Source organism: Methanoregula sp. (assembly GCF_049686655.1).
In the GTDB taxonomy this organism is placed as follows: Archaea; Halobacteriota; Methanomicrobia; order Methanomicrobiales; family Methanospirillaceae; genus Methanoregula.
On the sequence record NZ_JBAVIG010000019.1, the window covers coordinates 1 to 22,986 of the forward strand.

Genomic DNA, 22,986 nt, shown 5'->3' on the forward strand with positions numbered 1-22,986 from the left:
GAAGATCCGGTTCTCGGGGTCCATGGTCGTGTCCCAGAGCTGCTGGGCATTCATCTCGCCGAGACCCTTGTACCGCTGGATGGAGACTCCCTTATCACCCATAGCGGCGGAGACCTTCTGCATCTCGGCCTCTTTGTACACGTACTTCTCATCTTTCCCTTTTGATACGCGGAAGAGAGGTGGCTGGGCGATATACACGTACCCGAGCTCGATGAGTTTCTTCATGTACCGGTAGAAGAACGTGAGGAGGAGGGTCCGGATGTGCGCACCATCGACATCGGCATCCGTCATGATGATGATGTGGTGGTAGCGGGCTCGCTCGGGGTCGAATTTGTCGAGAATGCCGGTGCCGATGGCGTTGATCAGCGTCTGGATCTCAGCGTTCTTGAGGATCTGGTGTTCGCCTGCTTTTTCGACGTTGAGGATCTTTCCCCTGAGGGGAAGGATTGCCTGGAATTTCCGGTCCCGGCCCTGCTTGGCGCTGCCGCCGGCAGAATCACCTTCAACGATATAGATCTCGCTCTTTTTCGGGTCGCGCTCGGAGCAGTCCGAGAGCTTCCCGGGCAGGCCGGCAGATTCGAGCGAGCTCTTGCGCCGGGCCAGCTCCCGGGCGTTCCGTGCGGCCTCGCGGGCCTTTGCGGCCGAGAGCGCTTTCTCGACGATGATCTTGAGGACGCCCGGGTTCTCGTCAAAGTACTCGGTGAGCGCCGCGTACACGAGAGAATCGACAATCCCCTTGACGGCGCTGTTCCCGAGCCGCATCTTGGTCTGGCCCTCGAACTGGGGGTTGGCCATCTTGACCGAGACGACTGAAGTCAGGCCCTCCCTGACATCTTCGCCCCGGAGGGTAACCTGGGCGTTCTCCTTGATGAGGCCGTTCCGCTTCGCAACGACGTTGATGCCCCGGGTGATCGCGCTCCGGAAGCCTTCGAGGTGCGTGCCGCCTTCGCGGGTGTTGACCGAGTTAACGTACGTGTAGAGTTTCTCGTCGTACTGGGTCGTGTACTGCAGCGCGACCTCGAGTTCGAGCTTGTTCTCAGCGTCTTTTTTCGTGATATAGATGGGGTTTGGGTGGATGACCTCGATGCCTTCGTTGAGGTACTTCACAAACTCGGAAAGCCCGCCGGCATAACAATAGGTGGCGACCGTGGCCGCAAGCGTGACGGAATCGACCGTGCGTTCATCGGTGATGGTTATCGTGAGGCCGGCGTTCAGGAACGCGAGTTCACGGAGCCGGTGGGAGAGGGTATCGTAGTCGAACGTCGTCGTCTCGAAGATGGTCGCGTCAGGGACGAAATGTATCCGGGTGCCGGTGAGCTTGTTCCCGAGCGTCGCAAGGAGCGATGCCCGGTCTTCCTGCTCGTTTCCGGTCGGATAGTGGGTTGCAGTAGTGAGATCGATCTGGCCGGTAATGGCACCTAAGGGCGGGACGGGAACTCGGCCAGTGATATTATCGGGTGCAGGGGCTGCCAATGCCGGGGCCCGGCCGAAGGGGGCCGGTTCGCCATACCATTGCTGGTACCGGGCGAGGAGCTCGGCGAGGCTCTCCTCACGGGTCGTGAGCGATGAGGTGGGCTTGCCTTTCGAGAACCGCATCTCGTAGATATTCCCGTCCCGGTAGACCCGGGCCGAGAGCCAGTTCGAGAGGGCATTCACCACCGAGACACCGACACCGTGGAGACCGCCCGAGACCTGGTAGGTCTCCTTGTCGAATTTGCCGCCGGCGTGGAGGACGGTCAGGACGACTTCGAGCGCACTCTTGTGGTTCTTCTCCATCACGTCGACGGGGATCCCCCGGCCGTTATCCTCGACCATGAGCGACCCGTCCTTGTTGATGACGACGGCGATCCGGGTGCAGAACCCGGCGAGCGCTTCGTCGATTGAGTTGTCGACGACTTCGTAGACCAGGTGGTGCAGGCCGCGGGTATCGGTGCTGCCGATGTACATCGCTGGGCGCTCACGGACCGGGGCGAGGCCTTCGAGCACCGTGATATGGGATGCATCGTACGTCTCGGTCACGCGGAATCACCCCGCGAAAAAACGAAAAAAACCTGTACGGAAATCACAACAATTATTGGTTGGTTGGCGTATAAACGATTGCGGTCGTTTAGATTGGGGGGAAATTATAATTTCTGCGTACCGACGGGAACATTTTGTCGCAATACCTAATATTTCCGGAATTCCTATGATAACCTGTTCAGGGTCGGGGGCTTTGCTGTGGGTGCACCGGCTCGAACGGTGAAGTGCCCGGACCCGCAGGCAAAGATCCATGATTTTCATTCAGAAAGGTCACTCTCCAACATACATCGACCCCTACTACAAAGCGTATATAATTTTACGAAAAATAATTCCGGAAACATCTGGACCGGCCCCCTTCAAAATAACTACAGCCGGTTCTCGTAAAAATACCTTCATGAGATGATACCATACAAAAAATAAAAAATCCCTCAGGAAAATTTTCCGGAGCCACCTCATGAGCCGCCACCCGCTCAAGGCACTGGAGAAGGCAGACCCGATCGCCCGGCAGCGCGGCGACGTACAGTACTACGAGCGCGGGGCCGGGATGAATGCCGACTTCACCATCACGACCCCGGAAATTTTTGCACCGGTGAAGATCAAACGGATGCGGTACCTTCGCTGCACGATCCGCTGGCTGGAGCGCGAGGCAGCGGATGAGATCGCCGGCCTCCGGCTCTTCCCGTCATCGCGCGAGATCTCCCGGGAGCTCTGGTTCTGTTCGTCCGGGTATGCGTTCCGGTTCTTCCGGGTCTGCGATACCGGCCTCGTGGAGCTCGGGCGGGACGGGCAGCCGCTGGCGGAGAAATCACCGGTGCCGAAACCCGGAGTGGCAGAAGCACCTGTTGCCCGGCAGGGGATCGTACCTGCCAGTCCGGGTAATTCTCCAGGGGATCCTCTCCCGATGGATACCCCGTAGCCGGTCCTTCCGTCGGAGAACATGACTCAGGGGAACGCCTCTCCCTGCCGGGATCCCCATCTTTAAATTGGGCTCCATTTTGAAAACGGAGGTGTTTACGGTCGTTTTAAAAAGACACTACCGGTTTCGGGAACCCGAAAAACTGCCGAATTCACTAAATTACCCTGCTTTCCACTCCAGAAAATGCCCATTCCTGCCCCTATTTGGAAGGTCCACGACGAAAGCCAAAAGTGCGCTAACCGGACCTAATACCCTTGGCAAACAGGATCGTTATCAGGTATCAGGATTGAATACGAGGGGCGTTCCTGGCGTTTGATTCATATTTTTTATCGGTATCAGGGGAGACCTGAGAGCCACCCGGGTTTCGACGAATCACAGATGAGGGAGAAATAACCCGTGATTCTTCACCCGAACTCGCCGAGATTCGCATCTGCAATTCCCAGCCCTTGATCGATCGCTACGATGAGCCGCTGCAGGGTGACAAGTACCTCGCGGGCATCTTCCCTGTCCATGGAACCCGGCTGGTGCCAGATCACCTTCTTCCGGAGCATGGTCGTGAGTTCTTCGACTTCCGTTCCCCGGAATTTCTCCGGCAGTACCAGTCCTGCGACATGGTCGCCGGCGCCATGCCAGGCCTGTTCCGGTGGCAGGGCAAAATGCATGGCGATCAGCGTGATGCTGGTGACAAATCCATGGCCGAACGGGTGTTCCATGGGGAGATGATGGCGACAGGATCACAAAAAGGTTCGGGTGGAGGAACCGGTCCAGAACCGGCGGACTGCGGTCAGCCAGACGCTCACCGGGACAGCGACGACAAAGATCAGGGAAAGGGAGATTCCCGTCAATCTTCAAGCGTAACGTTGTCAGTTCTACTGACCCGACCCCTTCCTGTGCCATCAGGCGCTCCGCCAGCGCCTTAGCTGTGAGCCATCTCTATGAACAAGGATCACTTCGAGACACCGGTCCTAGGTCATATGTGAATGGAGGGACGCCTTGATGATGGTATTGTACTCGTGCTCGATATCGGCGATCGTGGTGAGGAGGTTCCGCTGATCGTGATCATAGACCGTGGTGATAACACCTTCACGCTCACCCTTGACGTCCGACATCCATTTATAATACGTAATGTACGTGCGAATCGCATCGCGTATGCCTTCCGATCGTGAAGAGTACCCCCGGTAGTTCAGGATTTCATCGAACCGGTCGGGCAGGTGTTCCGGCAGCGAAATGCCAATCCGGGAGAGGTCGTCATCCATGGCCAAGGTAACATCAGGATGAGAATATCATGGCTGATAGGTTTTTAAGGTTTTAGAGAACGAGGCAGCAGAGATTTCCATGAACTCGGTATCGGCAGGTTTTACCGGAATTCCTTGGTATATACTACCAGGCTACTGAATATCAGGAGTAAAGTGAACGGAATAAAAGGAGCACCGGTGTGATCCTTTTGCCTGCCGTCATGCAGGGTGCGAAGACAGAGAATGGTGGTTTTTTTCATCATTCCGTATATATTTGTACGTTTAATTTCATCCAAACCCGAAAATATGTCAGACTAGATCACCAAAGAAAACATATTTATCATCACTCGTGCTACTAGAGATTACAATAGTAATAACCCCCGGTGCTTATTGTTCACCGGGATCCCATTCGTTGTTTTTGTCCGGTGGGAAACATCGTGGAACCTTTATGCTGCCTGAATGGATGAAGGAGATCGAAATCGGCCCCTGCCCCTGTTGTACGGTCAGTGCTGGGAAACGGAAAAATTTCGTCCAGAAAACAATCTCCGATATCTTCACATTCTTTGAAGAATGCCTGGTAAATGACAGTATGGCAAAACGCGATGGTCTGCTGCAGAGCCTCGACCCCCGCGTAAAACTGATTTCGATGGTATTTCTCATCTTTGCCGTAGCGATGACACGCGATATCCGTCTTCTCGCAATCGTCTACGTACTGACGCTTGTCTCTGCCTGGGCAAGCAGGATAGAACTTGGCTTCTTTCTCAAGCGCGTCTGGGTGTTCATCCCGATCTTTGCGGGGATCATCATGATCCCGATCCTCTTCAACGTCTTTATGCCCGGCGATGCGCTGGTAACCCTTGCAAGGCTCGGCCCGGGCGCGCACCTTGGCCCGTTTGCACTGCCGCCTGTTATTACCATCACCGTGCAGGGAACGATGCTTGCACTTACGTTCGTGCTGAGAGTGGCTACCTGCGTATCAGCAGCAGTCCTCCTGTTCCTCACGACACCCCGGGACCTGCTCTTCAAATCCCTCCGGTCGCTCAAAGTGCCCAAGGTCTATGTCCTTACGATGGACATGTGCTACCGGTATATTTTCCTCTTCACCGAAATAGTCAGGGATTTTTACACGGCGAAAAAAAGCCGGGCCCTCAAAGCCCTCCCTTTAATCGAGGAACAGAAATGGGTAGGCGGACGCGTCGGCTATACCCTCATAAAAGCACTCAGCATGAGCGAGAAGGTGCACGGGGCCATGGTCTCGCGGGGATTCAACGGCGATATCAGGATCATGCACCGGTATTCCATTCACCGGCGCGATTACGTGGCGTGCGTGAGCGTGATTGCGCTTAGTATATTCCTGATGCTTGCGTCCCAGAATCTTATACGGGTTTAACGAGGACCGGCGAGGCACATGATGGAACCAATATTTGATCTGCGCGATGTATCCTATACGTACCTGAGACGGTTCGAAGCGCTCAGGGGGGTGACCCTGTCATTCCGTGCCGGAGAACAGACCGCTATCCTCGGGGCCAACGGGAGCGGCAAATCCACACTCCTTTCGATACTCAATGCACTGACGTATCCGACTTCGGGAGAGTTTTCTGCATTTGGCATCCCGGTAAAAGAAGAGGTATTCGATACGCTCGAAGACAACGAATATCACCGGTTCTTCCGGAAAAAAGTGGGTTTCCTGTTCCAGAACCCGGACATCCAGCTGTTCTCTTCAACGGTCTTTGACGAGATTGCCTTCGGTCCGCTCCAGCTTGACATACCTCCCGACGAAGTGCAGAAGCGTACGGAAGAGGTTATCGCAATGCTGGGAATCGAAAACCTGAGGGACCGGGCACCCCACATGTTAAGCGGCGGCGAGAAAAAGAAGGTCTGTATCGCATCGATCCTCTCGACAAATCCCGATGTCCTGCTCCTTGACGAACCCACCGGGGGCCTTGACCCGCGCAGCCAGATCTGGCTGATTGAGCTCATCCAGGAGCTTGCGAAGCATGGTAAGACCATCATTACGGCCACGCATGACCTCGATATCGTCGAACAGATCAGTACCCGCGCCATCGTGGTCGGGGAAGATCACACGATAAAAGCGGATTCAGACTGCGCAAGCGTCATGGGCAACCGGGAGCTGCTGATGTCTGCCAACCTCATCCACCGTCACACGCACCGTCACGGCAAACTTGTCCACGAGCACCTGCATGCCCACACCCGAGAGCATGAGCATGTGCACGGATCTCCGGCAATTGAATAGTTCACTACCCCCATGGGGATCACGATTTTCATGATCCTTACCCGTGTATGATTTTATAGAGGACGGTCACTGAGAGACAGAACCCGATAATAGCACTATATACCAGGCTCTGGTTCTCATGTATCCACCGGGTAATCAACCGGATATGGGATGGGATAGTTATGGTTCGCCAGACTGCGGACGGTTTTTTCGTTGACATGGCAATCATTTTGATCACAGGGTTCACTGATATCTGATAACAATCTCTGCAAACCGGTCTCACCATCCATACCAGATCCGTATCCCGGTCTGGGATGTATCCTGTTGCGCCGGGTGTGAAAAAAAGGAGAGGGTCCTTCTGGGTTCAGTCGGTCCTCTTGATGATGGCCTTTGCCACCAGGTACCCCACACCGCCGCAGATGAGAACGCCAATGATCGCTGATGCATAATATCCCGGGGTCTGGCTCGGGAGGGTATCATGTCCGCCCGGGAAATCATAATCGGGCAGGGCCGGAGTCCAGAGGCCGGATAGGTGCTGGAGCCCGGCTGGCACATACCCTACAGCTTGCTGGAGTTCATTGGGTCCCCATTCCCCGTACGCAGTTCCGGTTGCGATTAATCCGACAGGCACTAAGAGGACAAGTACAATCAGTGCAATAACGAGCACTTTAAATGTCCTGTCCAGACTGTTGAAGGTGTCCATTATATCCATGGTATTCACCACCCTCATGCCGGGGCTGCCCCCTGGCCGGCATCCGGTTTCTTATCATTCCCGGATTTGTAATCAAAGATGATCTCAGGATTGTTCCGCGCAATGTACGCAAATGCCAGGCCGGTAATGATCAATTCTACCCAGCTGAAGAAACCCATATGATCGATCAGCATTGCCGGCACGGTAACATTGAGCCCATACGGCATATAAAGGGGAACGCCGGCGGCCGTATGTTCGAGGATCGGCTGGATACCCATCTCAAACCCGGCGACACCGGCAGCAACGCTTAACCCGGCATATCCGCCAATCGCAGCGGCAGCGATCCTCAGATTCGAGGCAATCGGCGAGTTCCCGCTGAGGAGTTTATAGGTGTAGTATCCCACGAACGGGATGACCGTGCCCATGTTGAAACAGTTCGCGCCGAACGCCGTAACTCCTCCGTCTCCGAAAATGAGACACTGGATGAGGAGTGCGACGGACGTGGTTACAACCGCTGCCCAGGGGCCAAGGATGATCGCGACCAGCGCACTGCCGACCGCATGTCCCGAGCTGCCACCGGGAACGGGGACATTGAACATCATGATGACAAACGAGAACGCAGCGGCCAGCGCCAAGTATGGCACCTGCCGGGTCCGGAGCGATTTCTGTACCCAGTATCCGGCGTACAGCCAGATCGGGATCATAATCAGGTACATAATTACAAACGTGATCGGGCCTAAATAACCATCAGGAATGTGCATGGTCTCTCTGTCTCCTCAGTAATACTAATATAATTTTTAGTAACACTTGAGATGTTAAGAATGTTGTGTTTTAATTATCACGTTTGATTAATTTTCAAAATGTAACAATGAATATACCGTATTTTTTGTGAGTATAAACGGATTCTCTACGGCAAACTGTGTTCGTATCAAATCACCCGGGGTCCGCTGGTATGTAAAAGGCTGCACATTTTCCCGGCCTTATAAATCAACATTTGGAGGGGCAACGTCCCCCCTTATCGTGTTCTTTTAAAAACGCATTGATCCCCATCTCCCGGGGGAGGGGGTTCCCCTCATCCCCTCCTCATGGGGAATCCGCGATGATCTGTTCAGTGCGAATGCACAGGCAGCCCGTCGTGATTATGCTCAGCAATATGATGGTAATCGGATCCCGAAGCCGTCACCGGATCGACATGAATGGTGGCATCCGAAAGATACCGGAGATGGTGAAGGAGTTCGTGCCGGAACTCTTTTTGCAATCGCGTGGCCTTTCTCAACGGAAAGTGTTGAGTCGACCGTGATATTGACCTCCGCATGAAGCCGGTGTCCCAACCAACGGACTTTGACATCGGTAATCTCTGCGACACCTTCAACGTGATCGGCAGTATAGCGAATCTCGTCCGTGATCACCGGATCAACCCCATCGAGGAGCCGGGTAAAAATAGTCTTTACCGAGTCCCAGACGATCCAGAAGATCGCAATCGTGATGATGAGCCCGATAATCGGATCGGCAAGCGGGAATCCAACGTAAACACCAGCTGCACCGATCAGGACCGCGAGGCTCGCCAGCCCGTCTGTTCGTGCATGATAACCATCAGCAACGAGGGCAGCACTGCCTATCTCGGTTCCTTCCCGGATGCGGAGCTGTGCCACGGCCTCGTTCCCAATAAATCCGGCCAGTGCTGCTGCAGCTACTGCCCAGAGAAATGTTACCTGCTGCGGGTGGAAGAGCCGGTCTATGGAAACATACCCGGCAACAACCGCCGAGATCAGGACCATGAAGACCACGAATACTCCTGCAAGATCCTCGACACGGCCATACCCGTAGGTGAACCGTTTCGTTGGTTTCCACCGGGCCAGCAGGAATGCGAACAGGAGCGGGATCGCGGTGAGTGCGTCGCCGAAATTGTGGATAGTGTCGGCGAGCAGTGCAGTGCTGCCGGAATAATACACGATGATTATCTGGAACAGTGCGGTTACGAACAGGCCGGCAAACGACCACCTGACTGCCCGGATACCCCGTTCTGTGGCGAGGATGGAAGGATCAACAATGCCGTGCGTATGGGGATGGCCGTGGTTATGATGTGCATCGCGTTCATCACGGTCACTCTCATGATCATTCCATTTTTCCTCTTCATTTATTCACCGGTTTTCGGTGCAGTTCTCGCATTCTCCATGGGAAGTACGCAGATGGTGTTACCGCTCTCCCGGCAGTACGTCTCAACCCGCCGGAACACGTGCGGCACCATCGATGCCGGCGTCAGGAGCAGCGAGGATTCCCCGACAAGCGCCCGGAGGATGCCTTTGTCTATCACGCCATACGAGAAATCAAGCGATATCGATTCCCGCACGGCAATATTCTTCGCCCGTGCCCCCATTGCCCCACGCTTGTGCCCGGGATTGTGGGTCACCCACACCTTGATGTCTTCAACACCGGTTGCATCCACATTGCAGACCGTGATGGTTCCAGGGGCCCTGTCAATTTTCGGTTTACTGGAGATCTGTTCGAGCGAACTGACGAGCTGGAGGACAGATTTTGGCGACCCGGTCTTCCCGATCATCTGCCGCGAAACAAGCTCCGTATAGACTTCGAGCACCGCAGGCATCCGGAGATTCGAGGACGTGATGAGAGCGGGATCCGTAAAGACTTCCTCGGGAGTACCCGCATGAATCACCGTCCCTTTGTTCACAAGGATGACCTGGTCCGCCCAGAGGTACGCGAGCTCCACGTCATGGGTCGAGATGATGATCGTTTTTCCCTGGGAATTAAGTTCATCGAGCAGTTCCATGAGGTCGGCAGCGCCGGCCGGGTCGAGCGAGCTCGTGGGTTCGTCAAAGACGAGAACTTCCGGTTCCATCGCAAGGGTCCCGGCAATTGCAGCCCGTTTCTTCTCGCCGCCGCTCAACTGGTGAGGGGGCCGTTTCTCGTACCCGGAAAGACCTACGGCGGCAAGGGATCGCGTGACCGTGGCCCTGATCTCGTCCGGCGTCATGCCGAGGTTCAGGGGACCAAACGCCACGTCCTGGTATACCGTGGGTGCGAAGAGCTGGGTATCTGAGTTCTGGAATACCAGCCCGACCTTCTTGCGCACTTCGCGCAGCGAGCGGCTATTGTACTGGAGCGGTTCACCGTTGAATAAAACCCGGCCCTTCGAGGGTTCGAGTACCCCGTTGAACATCAGGAGCAGGGTCGTTTTCCCGGCGCCATTGGGGCCGACCAGTGCAACCTTGGCTCCTTTTTTTATCGAGAATGTTACCCCGGAAAGTGATTCCCGGCAGTTCGGGTAGGCATAATGAATATTGTCAAATTCGAGCAGGTTTGTCATGGTTCACCTGAAAGGCACTATCGTGCTGGTCATAACGGCAACAGTAATGCAGAGACCCAGATATACGGCAACGGACATAATCGCAACCGGTTTCGGGGGGTTCTGCTGCCCCGGCAACTCCAGTTTACCGTCATAGCACCGCGAGTCCATTGCTATGATCAGGTCTTCGGCTTCCTTCCATCCCCGGATGAAGAGCATTGCCCCGAGCATCGCCATGGAATTGAGAGAGCGTTTGAATGAGGTATATCCCTGGCGGATGGTCTGTGCGTTATGGATTGCAATTGTCTGGGCGATAAAGACGAAGATAAAATGGTAGATCAGCATGGAGAGATCGACCACGACAGGGGGGACCCGCAGTTTGTGCATCACAGAAAAGATCTCGGTCATGGGCGTTGTCAGGGCAATGAAGAAGAGCCCGCACATCCCGCCGAATGTCCGGACAAGTACAAGGGATGCGAGGTTCGCGGAGCCTGTCGTGATGGTCAGCGGGACGTTCGCGACCGTAAACGTAAGGATAGTATCGCCACCCCCGTTTAAAAACAGGATAACGATCACGGAGGAGAATGCAAATAGTACGGGAATATGAAGGAGTTCCACATAGACCCGTACCGGTATTTTTGCAAATACCAGGGTGATTGCAGAAAGAGTAAGGAGGATAAACAGCGGGGCCAGCGGGGCCGGCGAGGCAACACAGATGAATATGGCTCCCATTCCCAGGACGAGTTTGAGATAGCAGTTTACGTCCCGTAAGGCATTTGACTGGGCATAGTAATCCAGGTTCTCTTCCATAAACGTCATAGGGAATTCCTGTCATCGGACGTTTCTGACGTCAGTAAATTAAAGAGGGGGATTATGCAGGGTTTACACTATCGCGTTTACCCCGGTAAAATCCAAAGAAGTATCCGATCACGAACGCCCCAAGGCCTGACTGGATGCTGAAGAGCAGGGACTCGACTTCAGTGCTTGGCGGCGTCCAGATCGGCTGTATCCAGGGGGTGTATCCTGTAGCTAATATTGCATCGCTTCCCTGGTCGTCCGATCCCTGCCAGGTCTCCTGCCCGGGCTTGGCTGTTGCCTGGATATGGGCATTATTTATGAGGAAGACCGCTGCAAAGATGACGATGAAGACCGCAAAGAGGATCTCAAGTTTGTACTTCATGAGCGTCCTGAAATTCATGCGAAACTCTCCATGATTTTTGTGACCTGCTCCGTAGTAAGAACTTTAAGTTTGACGAGAATGTCGCCCCGGCTCTGGACGATATATTTGAACACGAGCGCGATAAGGAGGCCTTCAACGATCGCAAGAGGAACCTGCGTAACCGCATAGATTGCAAAGAAGGTTTCAAAGGAGATCAGGAAACCCCCGTGCGTTGCCGGGAATGCCGCTGCGAGCTCGATTGCCGTGATAACATAGGTAAAGAGATCCGCGACAAATGCGACGAGGAAGATATTGACAAATATGTTCAGGTTCACTGCCTTTGCTACCCGGTACACCGCATACCCGAGGAGCGGTCCCGCAATTCCCATCGAGAAATCATTGGCACCAAGCGTGGTAATACCCCCGTGGGCCATGAACAGCGCTTGGAATACAAGCACGATGGCGCTGAGGACACAGGTAATGAACGGGCCGAACAGCACAGTCGATAACCCGGTCCCCGTGGGATGGGAACAACTTCCCACAACAGGCGACGGCATCTTCAGTGAGGAGAGAAGGAAGATGAAAGCCCCTGACACAGCAAGCAGTGAGAGTGTTTCACGGTGTTCCTTCACCTGTTTATTCAAGAGGTAAATCCCGTATATGATGAACGGCGCTGATACAAGGTACCAGAAGACGCACCACTGCCAGGGCAGATATCCTTCCATAATATGCATAGTAATACAGGATCAATTTTACTTGCACTAACTAAATAAAATTTGCTTAACGTGTACACGAGCCTTTTAAATGCCCGTTCAATCAGGGAGATCAACCTGCAGGGTGCGGAAGTGATCCCCGCCACTTGTCAGATCCGCACGCTTCACCGGTCCCGTCCGCCCCTCACGCCCCCGACTTCCCGCAGGTGAACGCATACTCCACCTCCCCCCACGCCTTCTCCAGGAGCCCCCGGTAGTACGGCACGTCAAACGTCCCCGCCTCCCACTCCGTATCCACCATGTACCTCCGGGCATCCCTCACCACGTACCGGATCTTCATGCCCGGTTCTACCGGCACCCCGCCCCCGCGGTACGCCTCCACGGCCGCCCCCTCGATGCAGCGGTGGGCATACGTGAGCCTGCTGATCCTGCGGCTGATGAGGAGGTCCTGCGGGTCTGCGGAAGGCAGCCGCTCTGCAGCGTCACGGAAGATGACCCTGACCTCGTTCCGGTGCTGATGAAGTTCAGCAACTGTGCGGGCGCCGGCCATCGCGTCCAGCATCCTGCGCTGCATGGTGCGGATATACGCCGGGGTATCGTGACGGCGGGCGGCAATGCCCCGGATCTTCATGCTGCCATCGGAGAGCCTACCGTAATACCGGTTGTAGGCGCCGGTCCCGTTGTTCTGGGGGAGGAAGACGAGCCAGTCGAAGTGCTCGACCTCCGTAAAAAGCTGGATCTCCCGGTCCACCCGCTCCCGGAGCGCTTCGATCCCGGGACCCTGCACCCAGAGGCAGTCCACGATCCCGTGCAGCACCGTAAACCCCATCGACTCGGCGATCTCCTTGGTCTGCATCAGGATCTCCCTCGACCGGCCGGTGATCTTCTCGTGGACCTCGATCTGCCCGAACTTCGCGTTCTTGTAGCCCGTATACCCGAAACAGGTTACAAGCATCCACTTCAAGATCGAATCGATCCCCTCGTACTTCGGCTCGCTCTTTTTCAGCTGTTTCGTCTCCTGCCGCAGGGTTACGAGCGGTTCGAGCACCCCGGGCAGGAACCCCGGGCGCCCCGTGTCGTGAAGGGTCTCGGGCGAGAGGTTCGCCTGCACGATGATCGAGGGGTACATGGATGTGAAGTCGATCTCGTCCACGTCCGGGTAAATGCCCGGCACCGGCTGGAACATCATCCCGCCCCGGTCCGCGGCCTGGAGTGCGGTGCACTTCCGTACAGACTCCACATCGTTCTTCCGGAACGGCACCGCGATTCCCCGCCGCACCGCCTCGTAGGTCTCGTAACTGCTAATGAGCGTACCCGGCGTGAACCGTGAGGCGAGGTTCGGCGATAGGCCGGAGAGACGGGCTGCCATCAGGACGCCTGAAAGTCCCCCCTCGAGGTACACGAACGACTGATCGGTGTCGATTATTACTCTCCCGTCGGGAATGAGCGCTGCTGCCTTGTGCTCCATCCTGCCGTAACTCCAGTAGGACCGCGACCCCATGGTCCGGTACTTCCCGGTCCGGGTGAATGGCGGGGCGAGGCCGGAACGTTCCGCCCACGCCACCAGTTTCTGCATCCAGAGGTCCGCATGGGACATGAGGACCACATCGGGATTACAGGCATCCGCGAGGGTAAGGAGATCGGTAAGGACTGTCCGTCCCTCCCCGTGCAGCCGCTCTGCCCGCCCGGTCCGTTCGTGGATCACCTCCACATTCGTGCAGGATGATGCCCGGGCGGGGTTGTCCCGGATGCGGATCTCCATCACGCAGAGATCGTGCGGGACTGACGGGGAGAACCGGGAGGCAAGGATCTCCCCGCAGGGAACAAGCCCGCGTTCGGCAAGGAAACGCTGGTCCCGGCGCACATCCACGTTGTAGAACTGCGCCTCGAAGTTCACCTGCCGCTCGATCGTTTCGGCCGTGGCCCGGTCTGCATATACTACCCAGCCCTCAAGAGGCCCAAAGAGCGTCCGGAACGTGCACGCCTCTGCCCGGTACTGTTCCTCCAGCGCCGCGATCATCTCGTGGTGCCGGTCCGGGTCGGGCAGGTGGAGGAAGAACGGGGGATCGTAATCATGGTGTACCCTTGTAACGGTTCCTGTCCCTCCCTCACCTTTGCACCAGAGGTTCACACCGCTGCGGAACGCAGAGTCAAGGATCCACATCGCTATCTCCCCCGGCCACCCCTTCTCCCGAGGCCTCGTCGTTATCCCGCCACCGGTGCATTTCCACCAGTACTGAGAAAAGTGCTGCCTCGGCAGGGCCGTTGCAGCCGAAGAACGTCTCGGATGAGTGCTGCTTTACCATCCCGGCCAGCCTCTCCCCGGCAGAATGGGCGGTTCCTTCGGTATGTCGCGCAGTCCTCTCCCAGCGTTCCGCCACACTTTTGAGTTCCTGGCGGACGCTGGAAAAACTCCGGCCCATCAGGAGACCTCCAGCGTCTGCTGCGCCTTTGGCATGGCACCGCCACGGCCGGACCTCGCCCCCTGGTACGGCTGCCGGCGCTCAGGTTCCTGCGCGGGCAGCAGTTCGATCAGCCGGTCTGCCTGCCGGGCCAGAGCAGAAAAACTCCGGTCCATGGCCGGAGTATAGAGGATTACGAGCGACTCGTGCCCTGCCTGCTTCAGTGCCACGGAGAGGGGATCGAGCAGGTGGCCTGCCCCCTCGAAGAGGGTGGGATCGTGCTCTACAAAGACAATGGTATGCCCCGCCTCGTTCAGGACCGTCAGGAGCTGGTCCGCGGTGAACGGTCGCCGGACTTCGAAGTTCGCTGCGTCCCGGCTGATGCGGGAGATGAGCCGGGAGTAGTTGCCGCAGATGAAGAGGAAGAGAAACCGGCGGAGGTCGGGGTTCCCGTTGAGTGCGGCAAGGATAACCGCCTCCGGTGCAATGACCGCAGTGAATGTTGCCGGGTGCAGGGTGATGCCCCTGCGGAGTTCGATCAGCATGGCACCGATCACTGAACTGGCCGGGCAGATAAACAGCGAGCCTGAGGAGGGTGAAAGTATGGTGCCCTCAGGTGCCCCGTGGAACGGCATGCATACAGGTACGAGCCTTTATCTGGCATTCCGCTCCACAAGCTGGGAAAGGAGCTCCACTCATGGTACAGCTTGACTGCATGCAGGGCATGATTGCAGGGTACGCGACATCTCCGAAAGGACAGGAAACGATACGGAAATTCCTTGCATCCCCTGAAGGACAGAAGACTATCGACAGTTATCTTGCCACGCCCGAAGGGAAGAAGATGGGCAGGCTCCTCCTCGGGAAGGCACTTGACGGCCTGGACCTCCCGGTGCCGGTCAAGGACCAGATCCGCACCGCCCTTGCCGGATCTGCTGACTGAATCGTTCCGGGTTATTCCCCCATTCTTGCTGTTTTGGATCTTTCAGGTGTTCAGCCCCGGCGATCCACGGTACCCATCATTTTTTAGTCGAACGTGTACGCATCCATACCGAGATCGCCGAGGTTCCAGCTGTGGTGGATCACGGTCCCCCGGGCGCCCGGCCCCGCAGCACCCAGTGCGGCGAGGATGGGCATAAAATGGTCGGGGTAAGGATGTGCCCGAAGGGCGTGGGGGGCGAGTTCCCGGTACCCGATCAGGCTGTCACGATCCCCGTGGATGACCGCGTCCGCCAGCCAGTCATTGAACTCTTCCGCCCACGCCTCCGTGGATGCCCCCTCGCCAAGCGAGGCAATCGGGTCGCCGAGCGGGTGGACCGCCCCGCCGCTCCCCATGACGAGGATGCCCTCGTCCCGCAGTCCCGCGATCGCCTCTCCAAGAGCAAGGTGTCGGGCCGTATCGAGGTTGCGCTGGATCGAGAGCTGGACTACCGGGACATCCGCACCCGGGAACATCAGCATCATGGGGACCCAGGTCCCGTGGTCGAGGCCGCGGGCAGTGTCCGTGGTGCAGGTGATTCCCGCACGGTCAAGGAGCCCTGCAACCCGGCCGGCAAGTGACGGGCTCCCGCGTGCGGGATACTTCATCCGGTAGAGCGACTGCGGGAACCCGTAGAAATCGTGAATGGTCTCCGGGTGCTCCACGGCATTTACTGCGGGCACATCGAGGTTCCAGTGGGCCGAGATGCAGAGGACGCCCATCATGCCGGGAAAGCGGGTGCCAAGGGACTGCAGGAAGACCCGTGCCGGGACGTCTTCCAGGATGAGGGTCGGCGCCCCGTGCGAGACGAACAGGGTGGGTAACCGGGTGCTGCTCATGATATCGTGCATCGATCTGGTGAACGGTACACGAAAAAAGGTTGCATGCTGCATATGGCATGCAGAAAAGCAGGGATTCAGTGTTCATGCATCGGGACATCGAAATAGATGTTCTTGCCTGATGCCTTGAGAGGGATCCCGTACGCCACGCTGCATCCTTTGAGGTGGCCGAGTTTCATCGCAACCTCGCCTGCCGTGAACATGATGCGGTTGTCGACGTTGTGGATTGCTGCGGTCTTGACGGCTGATCCCACAGCGATGCCGAGGTCGGAGATCTTGAACACGCAATTCGGGCCGGGGTAGAGTGCACCCTTATTCTTTCCTGCCACCACCGCTTTTGCCATTTCTGCACAGCTGGCGTGCCCGCACCCGCCGCAGTTGATCCCGAGTGTCTTCTGCCCTTCGACGCCGATCAGGAGCGTAGCATCGCTCACCCGTACCTGCTCGCCGTTGATCCGGAAGAAGTCGAACCCCGTCTCCTTCGCCCCGGTGACCATTGCGTCCGCCAGTTTCTCCTGCTCTTTTCCTGTCAGTACTTCGATCTTAACCGAGTCAATGCCTACTGCCTTAGGAGCGGTCCGGGCCGCGAGTGCCATAAGGCCGGCGACCGATATTACTGCATCTGCTTCAACTGTCATGCAGGGATGTTGCCCCTTCAGGTAAAAAACCGGCCGGTTTCACCGGGGATAGTAAGGCAGGTCCGGGTACCGGGGCGAAAATAATTCTCGCAAAAAAGCGGGGCATCCCGTAGTTCTTACAACGCTGTCGTTTCCCCGGTCCGGAAATCTCCCGGGTGAACCGTGATCTCGAACCGGGCGCCCTTCCCCGGGTTGCCCGTCTCCGTGATCGAGATACCGGTGATGGAGAGGATCTCCCGGATCAGGAAGAGTCCAAGCCCCGAGTCCTTCCCGAACCCCTTCGTGAAGATATGTTGCTTGTCGGATATGGAGATCCCAATCCCATTGTCCTCGCAGACGATCACAAGATCGGGCCCGGACATGTGATAGGAGAACGCAATGCGGGTGATCGTATCCCCATGACGGAGGGCATTATCGATCAGGTTGTAGAACACTTTGCCGATAAGGGGATCGGCAAAGATCTCGACCCGGTCCAGGTCGAGGGTCAACGTGACGCTCCCGGTATTCAGCTGGTCCCCGACACTCCGGATCACCGCATCAACCCGGTGCCAGCCCGGGATCTGTGCACCGATATCCTGGTAATCTTTTGCAAAGGCGATCTGGTCCTGGATCGTGAGCGCGGTCTTCCCTATCGATGCAAGAGCGGGCTGTACCGGCCCCTTGCCGGCGATCTCTTTTGCGAGATCCAGCTCGATGAGCAGGGCAAAGACCCGGTTCGAGATATCGTGCCGTGTGATCTGGGCGAGCAGGGTGAGCTTCTGGTGGGCCAGCGCAAGAGCGGCTTCGACCTTCCTGCGCTCCGCGATGTCCAGGATCAGTTTGTCGTTCAGATCGGAGAGTTCGCAGGTTCTCAGGGCAACCTTGTCTTCCAGTGTCCGGGCCAGGATCTCCAGGCCGTCCTGTGCAGCCCGGCGTTCTGCGATCTCCGTTTCAAGGAGCGAGTAATTTGTCTTGATCTCCCAGACAAGCAGCGAGATTACCGCGAGCATCAAGATAAAGATTGCCCGGTTCGGCAGATCATCCGGGCTGGCATGGGCGGATCCGGAAATCATGCCGCCCAGCAGGATCATGATCGCGAGGAGCCATGCGACAAAAAACGGTGCATACCGGTGGGAGAGCCAGACCGACATCAGGAGCGGCACAAGGTAGAGGACCCAGATGACAAAGCCCAGCGGGATCAGGATATCTGCCGAAAGGATGCCGGCACACAGGCAGAGGATCGATACGAGGATGAACTGGTCGCGTTCTTTTGGCGATTTCCCCAGATCCAGTGAGAGCATCCGTCCTGCACTTCCTGATGGATGCTTAGGACTTTGAACCATAAGTACATTTTTGATTTTACGTTTCGTTAAAGGAAAAATGAGGGGAAAACGTTGAAATACCAAAAAAATGTCTGGAAGACCCGGTGAACCCGCCAACCTGGCGGGTACCATGAAAGCCGGTGAGGAACAAAGAAACCCGCACCATCTCCAGGAACCCGATGGAGATAGATCAGGGATGTTTTGGCATTAAGGGCCTGCAATGCCGTTAAAATATGAAATTTATAAAAATATCCCATAAAACAACCTTTTTCATGAAGGAAGCGATATATAAACGTAATGTTCTCGCTCCTGTATGTGGATGACGAGCCTGATCTACTATCCCTGGGCAAACTCTTTCTCGAGCGGGGTGGGGATTTTCACGTTACCACGGCTATGTCAGCACACGAGGGCCTGGAGAAACTTGCTACCGGATCCTTTGATGCCGTGATCTCGGATTACCAGATGCCGGTCATGGACGGCATTGCACTGCTCAAGGAGGTGCGAATTGTCCACGGGGCGATCCCTTTCATCCTCTTTACCGGCAAAGGGCGCGAGGAAGTGGTGATAGAAGCGATCAACAACGGTGTGGACTTCTATCTCCAGAAAGGTGGGGCTCCCAAGGCGCAGTTTGCCGAACTCCGCCATAAGATCCTTGTCGCACTCGAAAGAAGGCGTGCGCTGGACGCACTCCGCGACTCAGAGCAGCGCCTCGCAGATATCATCAATTTCCTCCCCGATGCCACGTTTGCGATCAACACGGACGGCGTAGTGATTGCGTGGAACAAGGCGTTCGAGATCATGAGCGGGATACCGGCCGCCTCGATTATCGGTAAAGGGAACTATGAGTATGCATTCGCATTTTACCCGGAGCGCCGGCCGATCCTGATCGACCTGATCCGCGCCCCGGAGGAAACGATCCGGGAACTCGGGTATAACATCACCCAGCGCGAGGGTGATGTGCTGATCGTGGAAACAGGATCCCCGCAGCCTCTTGGAAAAACCGGGTACTTTCTCGGTAAAGCCTCGCTGCTCTATGACAAGAACGGCAGGATTGCCGGCGCGATCGAGTCCGTGAGGGACATCACCGAGCAGAAACATGCAGACCAGATGATCCGCGAGAGCGAATCCAAATACCGCGAGCTGGTCGAGAATGCCAACACGATCATCCTCAAAGTGGACACATCCGGCAGGATCACGTTCTTCAATGAATTCGCGCAACGGTTTTTCGGGTACGGACCCGATGAGATCCTCGGTAAACCGATAACCGGGACCATTTTCCCCCTGACCGGGTCCGATTCGGATCGCGATCTGCACCATATGATGGAAGAAATTGTCAGCCACCCGGAAGATTATACCCACAACGAGAACGAGAACATCACAAAACCGGGTGAGCGGGTCTGGATCCAGTGGCTGAACAAGCCGATCTACGATGAAGAAGGCCGGTATACCGGGCTGCTCTGTATAGGAACTGACATCACCAAACGCAAGCGGGCCGAAGACGAGCTCCGCAAAGAGAACGAGAAGAACCGCACCCTCATGGATCATGCAAGCGATGCGATCTTCATCGTAGATGCAGGGACCGGCATGCTCGCCGATGCGAATAAGAAAGCACAGGCCCTGGTGAAGAGACCTCTTGCGGAGCTGGTCACCCTGAACCACCTCGCTCTCTACCCGAAGGAGTTCCACGATGCCTGTGGTATTGCGTTTCAGCAGATAATCCTTGAAGGAGCCGGGTTGCAGCACCTCGTGGTTATCGACCGGGAAGGGCGGCAGATCCCCGTCCTTGCCAGCGCGGCACTCATCGATCTTGGCGGGAGGCAGTTTGTGATGGAGATCCTGCATGACATCTCGGAGATCCAGATGGCACAGGATGCGCTGCGGCTGGCAAACAGGAAGCTCAACCTGCTTGCAGAGATCACCCGTCACGATATCCGGAACAAGCTCACCGTTATGGGAGGATACCTTGACATGGTAAAGGACCGGCCTGCCGAACCGGACTATTCCATGTACATGAAAAAACTGGAAAGCATTGTCGGGAATATCAGCCAGAATATCGAGTTCACGCGGCTGTACCAGAACCTCGGTGTCGCTGCCCCGGACTGGCAGAACGTGCATGATGTCTTCTTCCATGCCTGTGCCCGGATCGATATCCGGAAGATCTGTGTCCAGTCTGATACCGGCGCGCTGGTGATCTTTGCCGATCCGCTGCTCGAGCGTGCGTTCCATAACCTGGTGGAGAATGTGGTCCAGCACGGGGGTAATGTGACCACGATCCGGATCTCTGCCCGGGAATCCGGGGTCACGGCCATCATCGTGATTGAAGATGACGGTATCGGCATCCCGTCCTCCGACAAGGGGAAGATCTTCTCAAAAGGGTACGGGAAGAATACCGGCCTTGGGCTCTTCCTTGTGCAGGAGATCCTCTCTATCACCGGTATCACGATACAGGAGACCGGTGAATACCAGAAGGGCGCACGGTTCGAGATCTCTGTGCCGCCCGGGGCATACCGGTTTCCCCGGAAAACCAAAACTGACCGGTGCCACATCCTGATGCACGGGCCGGACTACGTCCGCATCCAGGATGATTAGGAAAGACATTTAGGAAAACAGGGACCTCATGCCTGCCCTGAGCAGTGGCCGGACCAGTCGCAGGATGCCAGGCCTGGTGAGGAGTTTTTTTACAACTGCTGATGGGCGATCCATATCACCATATTCCTCAATAGTGCGTATGACCGCGGGATCGCTGAGTGCCCTGATGAGGTCATCGGTGTCCTGTTCTGTCATGTGCTGTCGCATGGAGAAGAGCCGGAACCCGGTAGCGATCTCCCTGCCGAAATCTTCCTGCCATTTCCGCTCATAGCCGGCAAGGAATGCGTCGTCGAATATGTCCCCTTCGCAGGCCTGTACCGCAATTCCTGCCGCATGGCGTGCGGAACGGACGCCGGTGTACACCCCGCCACCGGATGTCGGCTTTGCAAATCCCGCAGCATCCCCGACAACCAGGGTCCGGTGACCGTAGGTCCGTGGCATCACCCCGAGAGGAATAGTACCCGTTACCAGGTGCGGGGAAGAGGAAGGGAATGTTTTCCTGAAGGTGTCGAACAGTTCCGGCACACCTGTCCTGGCACACAGGCCGATCCGGGCCCGGGACGGGGAGGTCGGGATCGACCAGCCAAAGAACTCCGGGGATGCATCCGGGTAAATCTCTACGAGATCCGGATCGCTCTCGCGCACGATATCCGCCTGGATGCCGGCGAGGAAGACCCGGGCCCGCGCCATCCCGAGCATGCGTGCCACGGTGCTCCGGGGACCATCGGCTGCGATCAGGATCCGGAACGGGATCTCGGCCTTCCCGTTCACACCCCTCGTTATCACGCGGTTATCCCGGACCCCGCAGACCGCGGTTTTCAGGAGATATTCCGCCCCTGAGCCGGCAGCCTGCTCTGCCATCTCCCGGTCAAGGGTGCCCCGGTCGACCACTACGGCTTTGGCAGTTCCGGCATTGATGCGGAGACTGCTGCCCCGGGCGGATATGACCCTGGCACCGGATACCCTGTTCAGGATCGATCGCGTGGACACCCTGCACTCGGCAAATGCTGCCATGGAAAGGAGGCCGGCACACTGGACGGGATACCCGATCGTCCCGTGTTCCTCGATACAGAGGGTTTTCAGGCCCCGCCGCGCGCACTCCTGTGCAGCAGCACTCCCGGCAGGGCCTGCACCGGCAACGATCACATCAAAGGTCATGGACCACCGCAATCCTGCTTATAACCGGCCCTTAAAAAATTATTTCCGCGGGGGGAAAGTACAGGAAGCATTCGCAGTTTTCGGTGAGTCATCTGCCCCGGAATCGTCATCGGACCGGTAGAATCCGAGCATGATGGAGAAGAGCCCGAACACCAGGGCAAAGGTACCCACCACGGAGAGGAAAAGATCGTTTGCAAATCCCGGGAAATAGTAATACAGTACTGCAACGAGGAGGAACCCGGCAATGATCATGCCGGGTATCAGGACGTATTTCGTTTTCGGGTGTTCGAGGGCGAGCGTGATATCGGTAAACCCGTTGTAGATCGCGATACCCGCAATGATGAGAATGAAGAGTACTGCGACAAGGGGTGCAATGATAATTGAGAGCACGCCAACCACCAGCAATACTGCCGCAAGGCCAAACCAGAACATCGATTCGTCACCCTTTGCCGTAACGGCAAGGAAGATGAAGAGCGCAATGCCAAGGATGATCAGTACTCCGAAAAGACCGATGAACATCCCACGGATTATATCAGGAAGCGTCAGGGCCAAAAACCCGAAAACAACCCCGATAATACCTCGTATAAGGCATGAAGTTTTTGTATCGAACATACGGTCACCCCGTTGATCACGAGATATAGGGTAATGTTACACTTCATTAGGAAGTACAACTACAAAATCTATACTGTCTGGAGCAGTTCCTGTTTTCTCTTATGAAATACGGCTGCAGCCTGGAGGAAATACCCCGGGCCCGGCGCTGCCGTACAGCTCACTCTCCGATCCTTGCTTCAGATGCACCGGATTACGGGAATG

Annotated in this window: 23 protein-coding genes and 1 pseudogene; 5 read left to right on the top strand and 19 right to left on the bottom strand. The window is 56.5% G+C overall.

Going from position 1 to position 22,986, the window contains the following annotated elements; all coding sequences use genetic code 11:
- A partial coding sequence (locus WBL42_RS02095) for a DNA topoisomerase subunit B (RefSeq protein ID WP_424719606.1) occupies positions 1-2,019 on the bottom strand: 2,019 nt, incomplete at its 3' end.
- A gap of 454 nt (positions 2,020-2,473) precedes the next feature.
- Here WBL42_RS02095 and WBL42_RS02100 point away from each other — a divergent pair.
- Positions 2,474-2,935: a hypothetical protein gene (locus WBL42_RS02100; RefSeq protein WP_424719607.1), complete on the top strand. Its 462-nt coding sequence runs from the start codon at positions 2,474-2,476 to the stop codon at positions 2,933-2,935.
- A 404-nt stretch (positions 2,936-3,339) separates the two neighbouring features.
- On the opposite strand, the gene WBL42_RS02105 is transcribed toward WBL42_RS02100, so the two are convergent.
- Complete coding sequence (locus WBL42_RS02105; RefSeq protein ID WP_424719608.1) at positions 3,340-3,648, bottom strand: hypothetical protein; 309 nt, start codon at positions 3,646-3,648, stop codon at positions 3,340-3,342.
- Between the two features lie 133 nt (positions 3,649-3,781).
- Positions 3,782-4,197, bottom strand: a pseudogene (nikR, locus tag WBL42_RS02110) (nickel-responsive transcriptional regulator NikR); the annotation flags it as partial.
- A gap of 436 nt (positions 4,198-4,633) precedes the next feature.
- Between nikR and cbiQ (WBL42_RS02115) the strand changes: the two are divergent.
- Positions 4,634-5,560: a cobalt ECF transporter T component CbiQ gene (cbiQ, locus tag WBL42_RS02115; protein WP_424719609.1), complete on the top strand. Its 927-nt coding sequence runs from the start codon at positions 4,634-4,636 to the stop codon at positions 5,558-5,560.
- 18 nt (positions 5,561-5,578) lie between these two features.
- Complete coding sequence (locus WBL42_RS02120) at positions 5,579-6,424, top strand: energy-coupling factor ABC transporter ATP-binding protein (protein WP_424719610.1); 846 nt, start codon at positions 5,579-5,581, stop codon at positions 6,422-6,424.
- A gap of 343 nt (positions 6,425-6,767) precedes the next feature.
- Here WBL42_RS02120 and WBL42_RS02125 read toward each other — a convergent pair whose 3' ends face one another.
- The 11 genes from WBL42_RS02125 to WBL42_RS02175 form a co-directional block, all read right to left on the bottom strand.
- Entirely contained in the window at positions 6,768-7,115 is a 348-nt protein-coding gene (locus WBL42_RS02125; protein ID WP_424719611.1) for a PDGLE domain-containing protein, read from the bottom strand.
- Positions 7,116-7,129: 14 nt separating this feature from the next.
- On the bottom strand, positions 7,130-7,855 hold the full coding sequence (gene cbiM / locus WBL42_RS02130) for a cobalt transporter CbiM (RefSeq protein ID WP_424719612.1): 726 nt from the start codon (positions 7,853-7,855) through the stop codon (positions 7,130-7,132).
- 384 nt (positions 7,856-8,239) lie between these two features.
- Positions 8,240-9,046, bottom strand: coding sequence for a cation diffusion facilitator family transporter (locus WBL42_RS02135; RefSeq protein ID WP_424719613.1), 807 nt, complete (start codon positions 9,044-9,046; stop codon positions 8,240-8,242).
- A 23-nt stretch (positions 9,047-9,069) separates the two neighbouring features.
- Complete coding sequence (locus WBL42_RS02140) at positions 9,070-9,231, bottom strand: hypothetical protein (RefSeq protein WP_424719614.1); 162 nt, start codon at positions 9,229-9,231, stop codon at positions 9,070-9,072.
- Positions 9,232-10,419 (bottom strand): energy-coupling factor ABC transporter ATP-binding protein, encoded by a 1,188-nt coding sequence (locus tag WBL42_RS02145; protein ID WP_424719615.1) that lies wholly within the window; start codon positions 10,417-10,419, stop codon positions 9,232-9,234. It lies immediately after the preceding gene.
- Positions 10,420-10,422: 3 nt separating this feature from the next.
- Complete coding sequence (cbiQ, locus tag WBL42_RS02150; protein ID WP_424719616.1) at positions 10,423-11,217, bottom strand: cobalt ECF transporter T component CbiQ; 795 nt, start codon at positions 11,215-11,217, stop codon at positions 10,423-10,425.
- Positions 11,218-11,269: 52 nt separating this feature from the next.
- Positions 11,270-11,596: an energy-coupling factor ABC transporter substrate-binding protein gene (locus WBL42_RS02155; RefSeq protein ID WP_424719617.1), complete on the bottom strand. Its 327-nt coding sequence runs from the start codon at positions 11,594-11,596 to the stop codon at positions 11,270-11,272.
- Positions 11,593-12,291 carry an energy-coupling factor ABC transporter permease gene (locus WBL42_RS02160; RefSeq protein ID WP_424719618.1) on the bottom strand — a complete coding sequence of 233 codons (699 nt, stop codon included), beginning with the start codon at positions 12,289-12,291 and terminating at the stop codon, positions 11,593-11,595. The genes WBL42_RS02155 and WBL42_RS02160 overlap by 4 nt, the downstream gene beginning before the upstream one ends.
- Before the next feature lie 163 nt (positions 12,292-12,454).
- Complete coding sequence (locus WBL42_RS02165; RefSeq protein ID WP_424719619.1) at positions 12,455-14,434, bottom strand: type B DNA-directed DNA polymerase; 1,980 nt, start codon at positions 14,432-14,434, stop codon at positions 12,455-12,457.
- Positions 14,421-14,693: a hypothetical protein gene (locus WBL42_RS02170; protein ID WP_424719620.1), complete on the bottom strand. Its 273-nt coding sequence runs from the start codon at positions 14,691-14,693 to the stop codon at positions 14,421-14,423. Before WBL42_RS02170 ends, WBL42_RS02165 begins: the two co-directional genes overlap by 14 nt.
- Complete coding sequence (locus WBL42_RS02175; RefSeq protein ID WP_424719621.1) at positions 14,693-15,307, bottom strand: hypothetical protein; 615 nt, start codon at positions 15,305-15,307, stop codon at positions 14,693-14,695. The genes WBL42_RS02170 and WBL42_RS02175 overlap by 1 nt, the downstream gene beginning before the upstream one ends.
- 62 nt (positions 15,308-15,369) lie before the next feature.
- Here WBL42_RS02175 and WBL42_RS02180 point away from each other — a divergent pair, with 62 nt between their 5' ends.
- The gene (locus WBL42_RS02180; RefSeq protein ID WP_424719622.1) at positions 15,370-15,612 is read left to right on the top strand and encodes a hypothetical protein; all 243 of its coding nucleotides are present in this window, start codon (positions 15,370-15,372) and stop codon (positions 15,610-15,612) included.
- A gap of 83 nt (positions 15,613-15,695) precedes the next feature.
- Here WBL42_RS02180 and WBL42_RS02185 read toward each other — a convergent pair whose 3' ends face one another.
- The 3 genes from WBL42_RS02185 to WBL42_RS02195 all read right to left on the bottom strand — a co-directional run bounded on the left by WBL42_RS02185 (position 15,696) and on the right by WBL42_RS02195 (position 18,405).
- Complete coding sequence (locus WBL42_RS02185) at positions 15,696-16,499, bottom strand: DODA-type extradiol aromatic ring-opening family dioxygenase (protein WP_424719623.1); 804 nt, start codon at positions 16,497-16,499, stop codon at positions 15,696-15,698.
- 65 nt (positions 16,500-16,564) lie between these two features.
- Positions 16,565-17,125, bottom strand: a complete 561-nt coding sequence (locus tag WBL42_RS02190) for a ferredoxin domain-containing protein (protein WP_424719624.1) — start codon at positions 17,123-17,125, stop codon at positions 16,565-16,567.
- Between the two features lie 116 nt (positions 17,126-17,241).
- The gene (locus WBL42_RS02195) at positions 17,242-18,405 is read right to left on the bottom strand and encodes a sensor histidine kinase (RefSeq protein WP_424719625.1); all 1,164 of its coding nucleotides are present in this window, start codon (positions 18,403-18,405) and stop codon (positions 17,242-17,244) included.
- A gap of 318 nt (positions 18,406-18,723) precedes the next feature.
- Here WBL42_RS02195 and WBL42_RS02200 point away from each other — a divergent pair, with 318 nt between their 5' ends.
- Positions 18,724-21,015: a PAS domain S-box protein gene (locus WBL42_RS02200; RefSeq protein ID WP_424719626.1), complete on the top strand. Its 2,292-nt coding sequence runs from the start codon at positions 18,724-18,726 to the stop codon at positions 21,013-21,015.
- A gap of 9 nt (positions 21,016-21,024) precedes the next feature.
- Here WBL42_RS02200 and WBL42_RS02205 read toward each other — a convergent pair whose 3' ends face one another.
- Both WBL42_RS02205 and WBL42_RS02210 read right to left on the bottom strand, forming a co-directional pair.
- Positions 21,025-22,173, bottom strand: coding sequence for an NAD(P)/FAD-dependent oxidoreductase (locus tag WBL42_RS02205; protein ID WP_424719627.1), 1,149 nt, complete (start codon positions 22,171-22,173; stop codon positions 21,025-21,027).
- Positions 22,174-22,212: 39 nt separating this feature from the next.
- On the bottom strand, positions 22,213-22,785 hold the full coding sequence (locus tag WBL42_RS02210) for a DUF308 domain-containing protein (RefSeq protein WP_424719629.1): 573 nt from the start codon (positions 22,783-22,785) through the stop codon (positions 22,213-22,215).
- Between the last annotated feature and the right edge of the window lie 201 nt (positions 22,786-22,986).

Coding starts and splice junctions, on each gene's coding strand:
- WBL42_RS02200 (WP_424719626.1), top strand. CDS start 18,724: ATGTTCTCGCTCCTGTATGTGGATGACGAGCCTGATCTACTATCCCTG.
- WBL42_RS02120 (WP_424719610.1), top strand. CDS start 5,579: ATGATGGAACCAATATTTGATCTGCGCGATGTATCCTATACGTACCTG.
- WBL42_RS02100 (WP_424719607.1), top strand. CDS start 2,474: ATGAGCCGCCACCCGCTCAAGGCACTGGAGAAGGCAGACCCGATCGCC.
- WBL42_RS02105 (WP_424719608.1), bottom strand. CDS start 3,648: ATGGAACACCCGTTCGGCCATGGATTTGTCACCAGCATCACGCTGATC.
- WBL42_RS02210 (WP_424719629.1), bottom strand. CDS start 22,785: ATGTTCGATACAAAAACTTCATGCCTTATACGAGGTATTATCGGGGTT.
- WBL42_RS02155 (WP_424719617.1), bottom strand. CDS start 11,596: ATGAATTTCAGGACGCTCATGAAGTACAAACTTGAGATCCTCTTTGCG.
- WBL42_RS02170 (WP_424719620.1), bottom strand. CDS start 14,693: ATGGGCCGGAGTTTTTCCAGCGTCCGCCAGGAACTCAAAAGTGTGGCG.
- WBL42_RS02195 (WP_424719625.1), bottom strand. CDS start 18,405: ATGCTCTCACTGGATCTGGGGAAATCGCCAAAAGAACGCGACCAGTTC.
- WBL42_RS02165 (WP_424719619.1), bottom strand. CDS start 14,434: ATGTGGATCCTTGACTCTGCGTTCCGCAGCGGTGTGAACCTCTGGTGC.
- WBL42_RS02160 (WP_424719618.1), bottom strand. CDS start 12,291: ATGCATATTATGGAAGGATATCTGCCCTGGCAGTGGTGCGTCTTCTGG.
- WBL42_RS02125 (WP_424719611.1), bottom strand. CDS start 7,115: ATGGATATAATGGACACCTTCAACAGTCTGGACAGGACATTTAAAGTG.
- WBL42_RS02185 (WP_424719623.1), bottom strand. CDS start 16,499: ATGCACGATATCATGAGCAGCACCCGGTTACCCACCCTGTTCGTCTCG.
- cbiM (WP_424719612.1), bottom strand. CDS start 7,855: ATGCACATTCCTGATGGTTATTTAGGCCCGATCACGTTTGTAATTATG.
- WBL42_RS02190 (WP_424719624.1), bottom strand. CDS start 17,125: ATGACAGTTGAAGCAGATGCAGTAATATCGGTCGCCGGCCTTATGGCA.
- WBL42_RS02205 (WP_424719627.1), bottom strand. CDS start 22,173: ATGACCTTTGATGTGATCGTTGCCGGTGCAGGCCCTGCCGGGAGTGCT.
- WBL42_RS02175 (WP_424719621.1), bottom strand. CDS start 15,307: ATGCCGTTCCACGGGGCACCTGAGGGCACCATACTTTCACCCTCCTCA.
- WBL42_RS02180 (WP_424719622.1), top strand. CDS start 15,370: ATGGTACAGCTTGACTGCATGCAGGGCATGATTGCAGGGTACGCGACA.
- cbiQ (WP_424719609.1), top strand. CDS start 4,634: ATGAAGGAGATCGAAATCGGCCCCTGCCCCTGTTGTACGGTCAGTGCT.
- WBL42_RS02140 (WP_424719614.1), bottom strand. CDS start 9,231: ATGAAGAGGAAAAATGGAATGATCATGAGAGTGACCGTGATGAACGCG.
- cbiQ (WP_424719616.1), bottom strand. CDS start 11,217: ATGACGTTTATGGAAGAGAACCTGGATTACTATGCCCAGTCAAATGCC.
- WBL42_RS02145 (WP_424719615.1), bottom strand. CDS start 10,419: ATGACAAACCTGCTCGAATTTGACAATATTCATTATGCCTACCCGAAC.